Origin of the sequence: Enterobacter quasimori (assembly GCF_018597345.1) — a bacterium.
Taxonomy (GTDB): Bacteria; Pseudomonadota; Gammaproteobacteria; order Enterobacterales; family Enterobacteriaceae; genus Enterobacter; species Enterobacter mori.
On the sequence record NZ_JAHEVU010000002.1, the window covers coordinates 351,948 to 365,939 of the forward strand.

12 protein-coding genes are annotated in these 13,992 nt (G+C 54.6%); 4 read left to right on the top strand and 8 right to left on the bottom strand.

Annotated elements, in window-relative coordinates; translation table 11 throughout:
* Positions 1 to 9: 9 nt before the first annotated feature.
* The 6 genes from KK102_RS10060 to KK102_RS10085 form a co-directional block, all read right to left on the bottom strand.
* The gene (locus KK102_RS10060) at positions 10 to 1,815 is read right to left on the bottom strand and encodes an extracellular solute-binding protein (RefSeq protein WP_126544409.1); all 1,806 of its coding nucleotides are present in this window, start codon (positions 1,813 to 1,815) and stop codon (positions 10 to 12) included.
* A 64-nt stretch (positions 1,816 to 1,879) separates the two neighbouring features.
* Positions 1,880 to 3,433 (bottom strand): cyclic di-GMP phosphodiesterase, encoded by a 1,554-nt coding sequence (locus tag KK102_RS10065; RefSeq protein ID WP_126544410.1) that lies wholly within the window; start codon positions 3,431 to 3,433, stop codon positions 1,880 to 1,882.
* Positions 3,434 to 3,560: 127 nt separating this feature from the next.
* The gene (gene mepS / locus KK102_RS10070; protein ID WP_126544411.1) at positions 3,561 to 4,130 is read right to left on the bottom strand and encodes a bifunctional murein DD-endopeptidase/murein LD-carboxypeptidase; all 570 of its coding nucleotides are present in this window, start codon (positions 4,128 to 4,130) and stop codon (positions 3,561 to 3,563) included.
* 430 nt (positions 4,131 to 4,560) lie between these two features.
* Positions 4,561 to 5,259: a phosphatase PAP2 family protein gene (locus KK102_RS10075; RefSeq protein WP_148102928.1), complete on the bottom strand. Its 699-nt coding sequence runs from the start codon at positions 5,257 to 5,259 to the stop codon at positions 4,561 to 4,563.
* Positions 5,260 to 5,292: 33 nt separating this feature from the next.
* A complete protein-coding gene (locus KK102_RS10080) occupies positions 5,293 to 6,279 on the bottom strand; it encodes a CobW family GTP-binding protein (RefSeq protein WP_216357492.1) in 987 nt (328 codons plus the stop codon).
* Positions 6,280 to 6,403: 124 nt separating this feature from the next.
* Positions 6,404 to 7,870: a mannitol dehydrogenase family protein gene (locus KK102_RS10085; RefSeq protein WP_216357493.1), complete on the bottom strand. Its 1,467-nt coding sequence runs from the start codon at positions 7,868 to 7,870 to the stop codon at positions 6,404 to 6,406.
* A gap of 205 nt (positions 7,871 to 8,075) precedes the next feature.
* Here KK102_RS10085 and uxuA point away from each other — a divergent pair, with 205 nt between their 5' ends.
* A complete protein-coding gene (gene uxuA / locus KK102_RS10090) occupies positions 8,076 to 9,266 on the top strand; it encodes a mannonate dehydratase (RefSeq protein WP_216357494.1) in 1,191 nt (396 codons plus the stop codon).
* A 117-nt stretch (positions 9,267 to 9,383) separates the two neighbouring features.
* On the opposite strand, the gene yeiP is transcribed toward uxuA, so the two are convergent.
* Positions 9,384 to 9,956 carry an elongation factor P-like protein YeiP gene (gene yeiP, locus KK102_RS10095; RefSeq protein ID WP_008500940.1) on the bottom strand — a complete coding sequence of 191 codons (573 nt, stop codon included), beginning with the start codon at positions 9,954 to 9,956 and terminating at the stop codon, positions 9,384 to 9,386.
* Between the two features lie 164 nt (positions 9,957 to 10,120).
* Here yeiP and KK102_RS10100 point away from each other — a divergent pair, with 164 nt between their 5' ends.
* Positions 10,121 to 10,375 carry a YkgJ family cysteine cluster protein gene (locus KK102_RS10100; protein WP_126544416.1) on the top strand — a complete coding sequence of 85 codons (255 nt, stop codon included), beginning with the start codon at positions 10,121 to 10,123 and terminating at the stop codon, positions 10,373 to 10,375.
* On the opposite strand, the gene setB is transcribed toward KK102_RS10100, so the two are convergent.
* Positions 10,372 to 11,553: a sugar efflux transporter SetB gene (gene setB / locus KK102_RS10105; RefSeq protein WP_216357495.1), complete on the bottom strand. Its 1,182-nt coding sequence runs from the start codon at positions 11,551 to 11,553 to the stop codon at positions 10,372 to 10,374. The genes KK102_RS10100 and setB overlap by 4 nt on opposite strands.
* Before the next feature lie 365 nt (positions 11,554 to 11,918).
* On the opposite strand from setB, the gene fruB reads away from it, so the two are divergent.
* Both fruB and fruK read left to right on the top strand, forming a co-directional pair.
* A complete protein-coding gene (fruB, locus tag KK102_RS10110) occupies positions 11,919 to 13,049 on the top strand; it encodes a fused PTS fructose transporter subunit IIA/HPr protein (RefSeq protein ID WP_216357496.1) in 1,131 nt (376 codons plus the stop codon).
* Entirely contained in the window at positions 13,049 to 13,987 is a 939-nt protein-coding gene (fruK, locus tag KK102_RS10115; protein ID WP_126544419.1) for a 1-phosphofructokinase, read from the top strand. Before fruB ends, fruK begins: the two co-directional genes overlap by 1 nt.
* Positions 13,988 to 13,992: the final 5 nt, after the last annotated feature.

The window sequence follows — 13,992 nt, forward strand, 5'->3', positions numbered from 1 at the left end:
TGTTATTCCTTAACGCCGCTCTGCGGGCAGTTTGGCGGCTTTGTTCACGTCATACCACCAGGTATCGAAACCCAGCGTATAGACAGGGCGCACAGCGGGCAGCGAGAATTTGTCCCAACGGGCAAGGCGATCTTCGCCCATGTACCACATTGGCAGCATGTAGTAGTTCCAGGTTAACACCCTGTCGAGCGCGCGGCCAAGCGGAAGCAATTTATCTTTATCGCCCTGCGCGGCCACGATTTTCTCAATCAGCGCGTCGATTGCCGGGCTCTTAACGCCGGGGGCATTGTAGGAGGAGTTGATATAGCTGGAGGCCCATGAAATTTGCAAATCGCCGCTGGGCCACGGCTGAGCGGCCCACAGGCTCTGCATCATATCGTAATCCCGGCTGCGCTTGCGGTTGGTGAGCTGAGCGATATCCACCTGGCGGATATTCAGAGTAATCCCCAGCCGGGCGAGATTCTGCTTAAACGGCAGTACCCACTGGTCATTTGCCCCTGAAGCGAGCAGGAGCTCGAAACTCAGCGGTTTGCCCGTTTGCACGTTCACCCGTTTTTGATTTTTCAGGTGCCATCCCGCCTCATCCAGCAGCGCGCTGGCTTTCAGAAGGTTGTCACGGTCAAAGCCCTTACCGTCGGATTTAGGCGGTTCAAACACGCTCGTAAAGACCTCTGGCGGGAGTTCCGCCTTCAGCGGAGCCAGCAAGACCAGCTCATCGGCATCAGGATAGTCGCGAGCGGCATACTCAGTGTTCTGGAAATAGCTGTTAGCGCGGCTGTAGGCACCGTAAAACAGCGCCTTGTTCATCCACTCGAAATCGAACGCCAGGGTAATCGCCTCGCGCACCCGACGGTCGCTGAATACCGGGCGCTGGATGTTAAACGCCAGCCAGCGGGTATCCTGGGCAGATTCATTTTTATGCTCGTCTTTAACGATGTAACCGTTGGCAAAGTTTTTCCCGATATAGCGCGTAGCCCAGTTTTTGGCACTGCTCTCCACGCGCAAATCAAACGCACCCGCTTTAAACGCCTCAAACGCCACGTTATCGTCAAGGTAATAATCATAGCGAAGGGTGTCAAAGTTCCAGCGGCCACGGTTTACCGGAAGATTAGCAGCCCAGTAATCTTTGACGCGGGAATAGACCACATACTGCCCCATTCGCCAGTCGGTAATGCGATACGGGCCACCCGCCAGCGGCGGCGTGGAGAGCGGGTCGCTCAGCTTGTGGTTTTTCCAGAAGGACTCGGGCATGACGGGCAAGGAGAACAGGCTCAGCATATTCTCCTTGTTTGGTTCGCTCAGTTCGATACGCACGGTCAGCGGGGCGATAGCTTTCACGGTGGTGCCTTTGTACACCAGACGGAACTGCGGAACCCCTTCGGTCATAAACTTGTGAAACGTGAAGGCCACGTCGCGGGCGCTAACCGGCGTGCCATCATGAAAACGCGCCTGCGGGTTAAGTGAAATGTCGGCCCACGCGAAGTTATCCGCGTAACGTACGTTTTCCGCCACCAGCGGGTAGTAGCTGCCCGGCTCATCGTCTGACGTCACAAACAGCGTGTCATAGAGGGACTCCGTTCGCGCCGCCGCCACGCCGCGCAGGGCAAAGCGGTTAAAGTTATCGAAGGTGCCCGTGGCGGAGAGCGTCACGTTTCCGCCTTTAGGCGCGGCGGGGTTGACGTAATCGTAGTGGGTAAAATTAACCGCGTATTTAGGTTCGCCAATCACCGCGAATGCCGTGCTCTCTTTGATGGTTTGCGCCTGGCTGGACAGGCTCACCACCGCCATTAACATCACTACGACGCGCATAAACATCTCGTGGCGGATCCTTCGTTCACATTAAAACTGAATAATAAGTGACGTCGCCGCCATTGTGAAATTATTCACCGGACATCATATCGGGTTGCCATGTGCGAAACTGCGCCAGCGGCATAGGGCGACTGATCCAGTATCCCTGCAGGAAGTTAACGCCATGCTCGCGCAGCCAGGCCGCCTGCTCGGGCGTTTCCACTCCTTCGGCGACGGTGGACATGTTCAGTCGCCTTGCGAGGGTCAATACGGCATCAAGTACGGGCGATGTAACGGTTTCGGTTCCAATGGCATTGACAAAACCCCGGTCGATTTTGATGTAGTCCATTGTGAAATGCTCGAGATAAATCAGGGCACTGTGGCCGGTCCCGAAATCATCAATCGCGATTTCAAAGCCTTCATTGTGCAGCCATTCAAAAAGCGGGTTGGCCTCGCGCTGATTAATCATGTCGCGCTCGGTGATTTCCAGTACCGTCTGGAAATGATCGGGCGGCAGCGAGGCGTTGAAGCGTTGCATATCCTCTTTAAAACTCTCCGCATGCAAATGTCCAGGCGCGATGTTTATCCCGAGCTTGGCTCCCGCAGGCAATACGCTTTGTAGTACCGGTGCGTCACGAATAATGAGATCAAAAAGATGCAGCGTCAGCGGAACAATCAGCTTTTGTGCTTCAGCAAAGTTAATAAACGCATCCGGCGGGATTTCGCCCATCGTCGGGTGCTTCCAGCGCATCAGCACTTCCACACCGCGCATTTTCAGCTCTTTAGCATCGACCACGGGCTGATACACCACATAGAACTGATTGTGCTTAATCGCGGTTAAAATTTCCTTACCCGGATTCAGACGTATGGTCAGAATATAAAAATTGAGCGTTCCGGCGGCTATGCCGCACACCAGCCCGAAGAAGAGGGCGAAGAGGATTTCCTCGCTGGTCCAGGCTTCAGCATAGATCTTGATGGTCAGAGGAATGTCTTTCAGCGTGGCGGTGCGGGCGGCGTTTTCATGGAGATCTTTCGCCTTAACCAGCGTGCTGGACATCGTCGACAACGCGTTGTCGCCAATGATGATGGCAATACCCGCGAACTCGTCCTGACGCGCGGCATAGAGCAGGTACGGTGTCAGATTGAGATTCACCGAGGTAAAGACGCCGCCGTCCTTAACCAGGGGATTACGATACCAGATGGCAATGGCCGGTTTATTCGGCAGCATGGGCGTGCCGGACAACAGCGCAATATCGATCGGCTTGTTGATGTGCAGCTCGGGTATAAGCGCTTCCATCGGGGAACTCATCGGCCCTGTGGCGGAAGAGCAGAACGCTATTTTGTCTCTGACCAGCAGGAAGGCGCGCACATTAATACTGAAGGCAGCGCGTGAAGTCAGTTCAGCGTTAACCTCATGGCAACTGTTCAGCGTAAGCGGCTGGAGTATATCGATAGACTCTTTTAGCTCCCCGAAGTAGCTCTCCATGTAGATGCTCACATCTTCAATCAGGGTATCGAACCTGACTTCCCGCTTGTGGTAACTCCAGAAAAACTGCAATGTGCCCAGGAGCAGGGCGACAAACAGCCCTGTGACAATACTGAGAAACAGTATCTTGCGATGACTGGAAAAGTAGCGGGTGAACATAGAGATCGTGATTCCTGAGTAGCCGCTGAATGTATTCAGTGTAACGGGCAAAAAAAAACACCGCCGAAGCAGTGCTTTTTTTTATTATATCGCCAGCCAAGGGATAACCAACGATACAATCATCATATTAACTGCGGGTCAATACACGGCGCGCTTCGTTGTAGCGCTTCTTCCAGTACGGTTCATTCATGCTGGAAATGGTCACACCGCTGCTGGTGGAAGCATGAACGAACTGGTCGTTGCCAATGTAGATGCCAACATGTCGACCCGTAGAACCCGCACGGAACAGAACTAAATCACCGGTACGCAGTTTGGAACGCGAAATCGACTTGCCTGTCTCCTGCTGTTCATAAGTTGAACGCGGAAGATCTAACCCAAATTGTTCGCGGAAGGTTCGTTGTACGAAACTGGAACAATCAATGCCTTTTTTCGTGCTGCCGCCAAGACGATAACGCACGCCTTTCCAGTCAGCATACTGGTCCATAATACGGGACTTCACGTCCAGATTACGCACCATATTCTCAAATTCATCCTGAGAGGCTTGCAGTGACGAGGAATCTTCTGTTCCCACAACACGCGTCTCAGGATGCATATTCTTAGCGGTGTTCGATGTACTACATGCCGAAAGCAGAACCGCTACTGCTATCGCCGGGAGCCCCCGCATGAAATATCTCAAAATCGGTTGAGATTTGACCATTTTGTTTATTTTCCCTTGAAGTCCTTAACGATAAATATCGTTATAAAAATGCCAAACGTGACGAGACTAATTAGCTGTTCACATTGAGACAATTCTTTCTGGTCAGATTTGTGGCGCAGTGCACAAATTTATTCACCATGATAATAATTATCTCAGTGGGGCAAAACGAGTTCGAGATTACCCGATCGCAAAGGGCATTGCGAGCAAAAAAGTCCTATTTTTTATAAGAAATTGTGATACAGAAAGTAAAAAATCGTAAATGCACAAAATGGCGTCAGAAACGGTCTTTTTTCATGCAATTGCTTCATTTCAAACATGAAAAAGATGACGAGAAGATGACAGCGAGGGAAAGGTGAGCGCTAAGGACTATCAGGGAACGTGATGTTCCCTGACCGTTTGCGTTAATTATAGTGGATTATTTGTTAGTGATTTATTGCTTTTTGCCGGGAAGATAGCGATCAAATACGGCAATTAAGCGATCGCTTAACGGCGTCATCAGCACCCACGGCAAACCAATCAGCACCGCAGAGAGCGAACCCACGACAATATCTGTCAGCCAGTGAGCGCCAATCATGACGCGCGGGAAAGCAAATACCACCACAATTACCAGCGCCGTCGCAAAGGCTTTCTTGCCAAAATAGCGCAACATGAATGCTGAAAAAATAAGCAGCATCATACCGTGATCGCCTGGGAAACTGTCCTTAGACGCATCTTTAGTCGGGATATGCAGTAATTCGCTGACGCGGTGAATATCCGGGAAATAGAGCGAAGGACTTGCGCGTTTTACCGGCATCAAATGTTGCGCCAGCTGGTTAATCACTACCGCAGTCAGCAGCATGACCAGGCCTGTGAGCACTATGCGGCGACGTCCTGTTGTATCTTCCTTCAGCCAGAAAGAGAGCATCAGGCAGCCCATGGCCAGCAGTGAACAGCCGTCGAAGGCGCGATTGTTGGTAATTGCGACCAGCCACAGGAAGGTTTCACTCTTCACCAGCGCCTGGTTGAAGAAGTGGAAAATACTGGAATCCAGCGGGAACCAGAAACCATGGTTCACCGGCAGATACCAGGATAAAAAGAGTGCCAGGCCGGCAGCATTCAGCAGCAATATTAAGGGAAATCGAGTCGTCATAGCGTTCAGCATCGTTTGAAATCTGGGGCAACGTTAGCCGTCGGAACTTAAACGAAGCTTCAACAGGTTGGTCTGCAGCGTGTTCCAGTCGGCGTTAACCGCACTAATTAACTCTATCCGGCTGTCCGGGGGGGCAACATTTTGCGTTTCGATAAAGAAATCTGCGCCCTGGCGATTGATGCGTACCAGCCCGTCCGGGGTTCGCATAATGCCTTTGACGCGATCGACCGGAGCAAGTCTGGCCCATTCCAGAATACCGATGGTGTCAAAAACCGTATCGGCATCGAAGATCCATCCGCAGGCCTGGTAGCCCTGACCGCTGTTGAGATTACGACGCCAGCGCTGATGTTCCGGCAGGCTCAGGGCAGCCAGACCCTGTTTCACCGCGTGGCTGTGCGCGTGTTCGGCGCTGACGGGCAGTTCCGCCAGGTTCAGACGGGGGAGATCGAGCAGGGCATTATCAATTTTGCCCTGAGTGGTGTGAACCCGTTGACGATCGCCGCCGAAATGTTGCCACCAGGCATCTAACGCCGCCCGGCTTTCAGCCGTTGCGCGATCCTCTTTATTCGCCACGATGATATCTGCCGCGGCGAGCTGATCGCGGAAGTTTTCATTGGCCACGGCCTTCTCGTCCAGAAGCAGGCGCGGATCCAGAAGACACAGCGTGGCGCGCAGGTCGATCCATGGCTCGTAAACCGGGGCGGTCAGCAAATCGAGGATCTGCTTAGGGTGGCCCAGCCCGGTCGGCTCTATCAGCAGACGGTCCGGTTTACCCTGGCGCAGCAGCGTGTTCAGCCCAACCTGCATGGGTAAACCATTCACGCAACACATACAGCCGCCCGGGATCTCTTTGATCGTTGCCCCGCTGTCAGACAGCAATGCGCCATCGATGCCCACTTCGCCAAATTCGTTGACCAGTACGGCCCACTTTTCTGCCGGGTCTTTATTCGCGAGCAGGTGCAAAATTGAGGTGGTTTTTCCGCTGCCGAGAAAACCGGTGATGAGGTTGGTTTTGGTCACATGCGCTCCCATGACTTACCGTGATGCTATAACAATTAGCCATCATCCTGGCGAAAAAAAAGCGTCATGAGAAGGGGGAAGGGCGAACGGAGAGGTTTTCCGTTCGCCTTAAGGGCAAGAATGGTTAAATATTTAACGTTTCAATAACAGCCTGACGCGCACCGCAGCGGGTGAGGCGCTGATATGCCTCGTTTACCGCATCTACAAAGACGCTGTTATGAGGCAGATCCTGTCCAAAGACTTCGCTCAGCGTCAGCAGGGCATTCACGCGCTCCGCTTCACTGCTGGCCTTGACGAGTGACTGGATTTTATCACTAAGCGGGTCGCGAACATCAATCGCGTCTCCGCGCTCATCCGTGCCGCTGACGTAGCGGATCCAGCCTGCAACCCCCAGCGCCAGCAGCGGCCACGCGCTGTTACGTTCGAGGTGAACGCGGATCCCGTCCAGCATGCGCTGAGGCAGCTTCTGGCTGCCGTCCATCGCGATTTGCCAGGTTCGATGCTGCAGTGCGGGATTCGCAAAACGGTCGATAAGGCTGTCGGCATAGGCCGTGAGATCCACGTCTGTGATGCGCAAAGTGGGAGCCTGCTCGTTCAGCATTACGCGGCGGGCGGCTTCGCGGAAGCTCGCGTCCTCCATGCATTCATTGATATGCGCGTATCCGGCGAGGTATCCCAGATAAGCCAGAAACGAGTGGCTGCCGTTGAGCATCCGCAACTTCATTTGTTCCCAGGGTAGAACATCCTTCACCATCTGCACGCCCGCAGCTTCCCACTCAGGGCGTCCGGCGACAAAGTTATCTTCGACCACCCACTGAATAAACGGCTCGCAGCTGATGGCGCAGGGATCGTTAACGCCAAGTTCCTGCGTGATTTCCGCAAGCGAGGTTTCGGTTGCGGCGGGGACAATTCTGTCGACCATCGTGCCCGGGAAACTCACGTGAGCATCAATCCACCCGGCCAGCTCAGCGGAACGTTTTTGCGCCATCCCGAGCACGGCGTTTTTTACGACATGGCCGTTGTCCGGGATATTGTCGCAGGAGAGAACGGTAAACGGCGGCAGGCCGCGTTCGCGACGGCGGTGAAGGGCTTCGACCAGGATCCCCGGTGCGGAATGCGGCTCGGTCGGGTTTTCCAGATCGTGCAGAATGCGGGTATTGTGCATATCCAGCTTGCCGGTCGCCGGATCGATGCAATAGCCTTTTTCCGTGATGGTGAGGGAGACAATCGCAACCTGCGGTTCGCAAAATTTCTCAATAATGGCCGCCAGCGAATCGAGTTTGGCATTCAGACATTCATGTACCGCGCCGACAACAATAGCCTGGTTCCCCTCCGCACCTTTCTCCAGCACGGTAAAGAGATGATCCTGCGCGCGCAGCTGGCTCATCAGCACATCACCGCTGAAGAGGCTAATTTCACAAATACCCCAGTCGCCTCCTTTCTCATTCAGCACCCGGTTTGTTAACAACGCCTGATGCGCGCGGTGAAATGCGCCGAAGCCAAAATGGACAATGCGCGAGCGTAATTGCTGGCGATCGTAGCGAGGCTGCTGCACGCGGGCAGGAAGCGTGGTGGAGGCAATTGTCTTCATCAAATACACACCTGATTAACCATTAATTAACAATGGCAGTGTAAAGTTATATGACAACAAATTGAATTGGTAAGCCGTAAATATCCCCGTTCTGTGAGTTTGATCAATCAATGTGTGGCGCTGTGTTGACCCTTTGCGGTAAACATGTATGGTAGTCGTCATCGCAGTAACCCATATTGGTATAACAACTTGAGAGGATGAGGCAATGGAACAAACCTGGCGTTGGTACGGGCCGAACGATCCGGTTTCTCTTGATGATGTGCGTCAGGCAGGCGCGACAGGCGTTGTCACGGCACTGCATCATATTCCTAACGGTCAGGTATGGCCGGTTGAGGAAATTCAACAGCGTCAGGCGTTGCTGGCGGAGAAGGGGTTAACCTGGTCAGTTGTGGAAAGTATTCCGGTCCATGAGGATATCAAAACCCATTCGGGTGAATACCAGACCTGGATTGCCAACTATCAGCAAAGCATCCGTAATCTGGCGGCCTGCGGCATTGATACGGTCTGCTATAACTTTATGCCTATCCTGGACTGGACGCGTACCGATCTTGAATACCAGATGGCGGATGGTTCTAAAGCGCTGCGTTTCGACCAGATCGCGTTTGCGGCGTTTGAGCTGCACATTCTGAAGCGCCCAGGTGCTGAAGCGGATTACACCGCAGAAGAGCAGCAGCAGGCGCTTGCGTGGTTCCACGCGGCAAGTGAAGCGGATATTGAAAAGCTGACCCGCAACATCATTGCCGGGCTGCCGGGGGCGGAAGAGGGGTACACGCTGGACCAGTTCCGCGCGCGTCTGGCGGAATACGGTGATATCGATAAAAACCAGCTGCGCGAAAACATGGCGTACTTCCTGCGCGCCATCGTGCCGGTCGCGGAAGAGTCCGGCGTTCGTCTTGCTGTTCACCCGGACGATCCTCCGCGTCCAATCCTCGGCCTGCCGCGTATCGTCTCGACGATTGAAGATATGCAGTGGCTGAAAGAGACGGTAGACAGTATCTATAACGGCTTTACGATGTGTACCGGTTCTTACGGCGTGCGTGCGGATAACGACCTGGTAAGGATGATTGAAACCTTTGGCGATCGTATTCACTTCACGCATTTGCGTGCAACCTGCCGCGAAGAGAACCCGAAAACCTTCCACGAAGCCGCGCACCTGAACGGTGACGTGAATATGGTAGCGGTGGTGGACGCCATTCTGGCGGAAGAAGTGCGCCGCAAGCACGCGGGCGATGTGCGTCCTATTCCGTTCCGTCCGGATCACGGACACCAGATGCTGGACGATCTGCGTAAGAAAACCAACCCGGGCTATTCGGCGATTGGTCGCCTGAAAGGGATGGCAGAAGTGCGCGGCGTTGAGCTGGCGCTGAAGATGACGAAGTATCCGGAGCTTATGTAAGCTCTGTTGCCCGGTGGCGCTGCGCTTACCGGGCCTACAATAAAAAACCGGCCTGAGAGCCGGTTTTTGTGTTTTTGTAGGTCGGGTAAGCGTAGCGCCACCCGACAAATGCCGCAATCAGTCAGCGCGACCCATATAGCGTTTTTCTTCGATATGGATGCGGATCTTCTCACCAGCAGACAGGTATTCTGGCACCTGCACAACCAGGCCGGTGGTCAGGGTAGCCGGTTTGTTACGCGCGCTGGCTGACGCGCCTTTGATGCCCGGTGCGGTTTCCACGATTTCCAGATCCACGGTCTGAGGCAGCTCCAGCGCCAGCAGCACGCCGTCCCAGGTCAGCACCTGCATATCCGGCATACCGCCTTCAGGGATAAACAGCAGCTCTTCTTCGATCTGATCTTTGGTGAAGATGTACGGGGTGTAATCTTCTTTGTCCATGAATACATATTCGTTGCCGTCGATGTAGGAGAAATCAACGTAGCGACGGGTCAGGGTCACGGTATCAACGATATCGTCACCTTTAAAGCGTTCTTCCACTTTCAGGCCGGTACGCACATCGGCGAAACGCATTTTGTACAGCGTCGCTGCACCACGGGCGCTAGGTGCCTGAATGTCGATATCTTTCACAATCAGCAGTTTGCCGTTGTAATTCAGTACCATACCTTTCTTAATTTCGTTCGCTCTTGGCATTGCAGTAATCCTGTTTACGGGAGGTAAAAAATATCGCGCCAAATTACTCGCGCGCGGCCTTTCAGGCAAGCGGAATTCGTGGCTTTTGCTATCAATACAAAAAAGGTGTTACTGTGCGCCCGATGCCCGACTGCGCGGGCGTTCAATACTGACTGAGAGCATTTATGGATTGTCGTCCAGATTGTGGCGCGTGCTGTACTGCACCGTCCATTTCAAGCCCCATTCCAGGAATGCCGGAGGGCAAGCCTGCCAATACCCGCTGCGTTCAGCTTTCTGACGCTAATCTCTGTATGATCTTTGGGTCGCCCCTGCGCCCGAAGGTGTGCTCCGGGCTTCAGCCTTCCGCGGACATGTGCGGCAGTACGCGAGCGCAGGCGATGACGTACCTGCTTGAGCTGGAAGCGCTCACCGCGCCCTAAACGTCTTTGATCCGCGTCAGACAGGTTATCGTCAGGACACACATTACCAGGGCAATCCAGAATACCGTGTGGTAGTTCCAGATCTCCGCCACGACACCGGCCATCGAGCCCGCAATAATCCAGCCCACGCGGGTGGTATTAGTATAAAGGGTGGTGGCAGAGCCTGCCTGACCCGGCATTAAATCCTGGAAGTAGAGCATGCCAATCCCGGCGAGAATGCCGATATAGATGGCGTTCAGCAGCTGTAAAGCCAGCAGCAGCGCGGGCGTATGCACCGTCAGCATCCCGACATAGAACAGCAGCCCGGCGACCGCCGCGATGCGCATTAAAAAACGTTTCCCAAAGCGCTTTGCGTAATAGCCAGCAATCAGCATGGTCGGGATCTCAAGGCCAGCGGCCGTCCCCATCATGATGCCCGCCAGCTTCTCCGGCAGGTGCAGTTCATCAATAATAAACAGCGGCATGTTGATGATATAAAGGCTGTTGGTGCCCCACATCAGCGTACAGATGATGAAGAGGAGCAAGGCATCGCGGCGGTTACGACGCGGTGCTTCCAGCGCGCCTGTCGCCAGTTTCGGCTCTTTACGCATTGAGGGCAGGAAGAACCACACCATGGTGCCGCACACGACAAAGGCCACCGCCGCACTCAGGTACATCACCGTAAAGCCAAAGCCCATCGCCAGCGCGTAAGCCAGCGGTGGACCAATAACCCATGCCAGCGATACCTGAGCGCGCAGAATCGAGCTGAACATCACCGCCTCGCGTCCGGTCTGGTCGGCATGCTCGCGGGCCAGGGCAAACATCTGCGGGTTGGCGGTAGAGCCAAAGCTGCTCAGAAACACCCCAACGAACAGCAAAATGAAATAGTTACGGTTCCAGGCAAACAGCACGCAGGCGAATACCCCCAGCAGGCAACAAAAGACAATCAGGCTTTTGCGATCGCCTTTTCTGTCGGAACGTCCTGCCAGAAACTGGCTGACCAGGATGCCGATGATGGCGCTGCCGGTAAAGAAGAAGCCTACCATCGCCGGACGGACGTGGACTTCATTGGTCAGAAATAAACTCAGCGTGGGCGTTTGTAAGGCCCCGGCGATCCCGGTAAGGAAAGCAACGATCAAAAACGCCGTTGACGTCAAATCAATGGGCTTTGGTGAGGCGGCAGCGGGGGTGTTATGCATGTTTTCGTATCAGGATCAGCGTGGGTCAGAAAGACGCGGAGTTTACGCCGCCAGTCATTAAATAAACAGAGGGTGCGGTCACTTTTGCTACAAAAAATCAAAATAGCATTTCAATTTGAAAATGGTGGCTGAAATTAGCTGAAACTGACGTGCTGAACGTCAGCAATATTCAGCTGAAGAAAGGAGAAATGTGCTGTAACTCTAAATTCTGAACAGCCAAATGTAACTTTCCTTGCAACGCTTTACAGAAAGAGCAAGACTTTTTGAAACGTTTCAGCGCTATCTTGTTTTAACTGACGGAGCAGGTTAGCGCATTTTTTCTCATTAAGGCTGAAACGATTCAAGTTCAGCAGGAGAGGAGAACCATGTTCCAGTTATCTGTTCAGGATATTCACCCGGGCGCACAGGCCGGGACGAAAGAAGAGGCTATTCGCCAGGTTGCCGCTGCCCTCGTACAGGCAGGTAACGTGGCAGAGGGCTACGTTAACGGCATGCTGGCCCGCGAGCAGCAGACCTCAACGTTCCTCGGCAATGGCATCGCTATTCCACACGGCACCACCGACACCCGCGACCAGGTGCTGAAAACGGGCGTGCAGGTTTATCAGTTCCCGCAGGGCGTGCTCTGGGGTGACGGTCAGGTGGCTTATGTGGCTATCGGTATCGCCGCCAGCAGCGACGAACACCTGGGCCTGCTGCGCCAGCTGACGCACGTGCTGAGCGATGACTCGGTGGCGGAACAGCTGAAGTCTGTCACCACGGCCGAAGAGCTGCGCGCCTTGCTGATGGGTGAAAAACAGAGCGAAGCGCTGAAACTGGATAATGAAACCCTGACGCTGGATGTTGCAGCCTCTGATCTTGTGACCCTGCAAGCGCTGAACGCGGGTCGCCTGAAGGAAGCCGGTGCGGCCGATGCGGCATTCGTTACGCGCGCTATCAATGATAAGCCGCTGAACCTGGGCCAGGGCGTCTGGCTGAACGACAGTGCTGAAGGCAACCTGCGCAGCGCAGTCGCCGTCAGCCGCGCCGCAGCAGCGTTTGACGTAGACGGCGATCGCGCCGCGATGCTGGTCACCGTCGCAATGGCCGACGACCAGCCGGTTGCGGTACTGAAGCGTCTGAGCGATCTCCTGCTGAACAACAAAGCTGAAAAACTGCTGAACGCTGATGCGGCCACCGTGCTTGCGCTGCTGACCAGCGACGATGCGCTGACCGATGACGTGCTGAACGCAGAGTTCGTGGTGCGTAATGAGCACGGCCTGCACGCCCGTCCGGGCACCATGCTGGTGAACACCATTAAACAATTCGAAAGTGAGATTACCGTGACCAACCTGGATGGCTCAGGCAAACCGGCGAATGGCCGTAGCCTGATGAAAGTAGTCGCGCTGGGCGTGAAAAAAGGCCACCGTCTGCGCTTCACCGCACAGGGTGCCGATGCTGAACAGGCGCTGAAAGCGATTGGCGATGCCATCGCGGCAGGTCTGGGGGAGGGCGCATAATGAGCAGACGTGTTGCGACTATTACGCTGAACCCGGCTTACGACCTGGTGGGCTTTTGCCCGGAAATTGAACGCGGCGAAGTGAACCTCGTGCGTACCACTGGCCTGCATGCGGCAGGTAAAGGGATTAACGTCGCGAAGGTGCTGAAAGATCTCGGTATCGACGTCACCGTCGGCGGCTTCCTCGGAAAAGATAACCAGGACGGTTTCCAGCAGCTGTTCAGCGAGCTGGGCATTGCCAACCGTTTCCAGGTCGTTCAGGGCCGTACCCGCATCAACGTTAAGCTGACGGAGAAAGACGGCGAAGTCACCGATCTCAACTTCTCTGGCTTCGAAGTGACGCCTGCTGACTGGGAACGCTTTGTCACCGACTCCCTGACCTGGCTTGGCCAGTTCGACATGGTGTGCGTCAGCGGCAGTCTGCCGTCCGGCGTGAGCCCGGAAGCCTTCACCGACTGGATGACGCGCCTGCGCAGCCAGTGCCCGTGCATTATTTTTGACAGCAGCCGCGATGCGCTGGTGGCGGGTCTGAAAGCCTCTCCGTGGCTGGTGAAGCCAAATCGTCGCGAACTGGAGATCTGGGCCGGCCGTAAGCTGCCAGAATTAAAGGATGTGATTGACGCTGCCCATGCGCTGCGCGAGCAGGGTATCGCTCACGTGGTGATCTCGCTGGGTGCAGAAGGGGCGTTGTGGGTTAACGCTTCAGGTGAATGGATTGCCAAACCGCCGTCAATGGAAGTTGTGAGTACCGTTGGCGCGGGGGATTCCATGGTCGGCGGGCTGATCTACGGCCTGCTGATGCGTGAATCCAGTGAACATACGTTACGTCTTGCCACCGCCGTTGCTGCCCTGGCCGTGAGCCAGAGCAATGTCGGTATTACCGATCGTACCCAGTTAGCCGCGATGATGGCGCGCGTTGACTTAAAACCGTTTAACTAACAGCA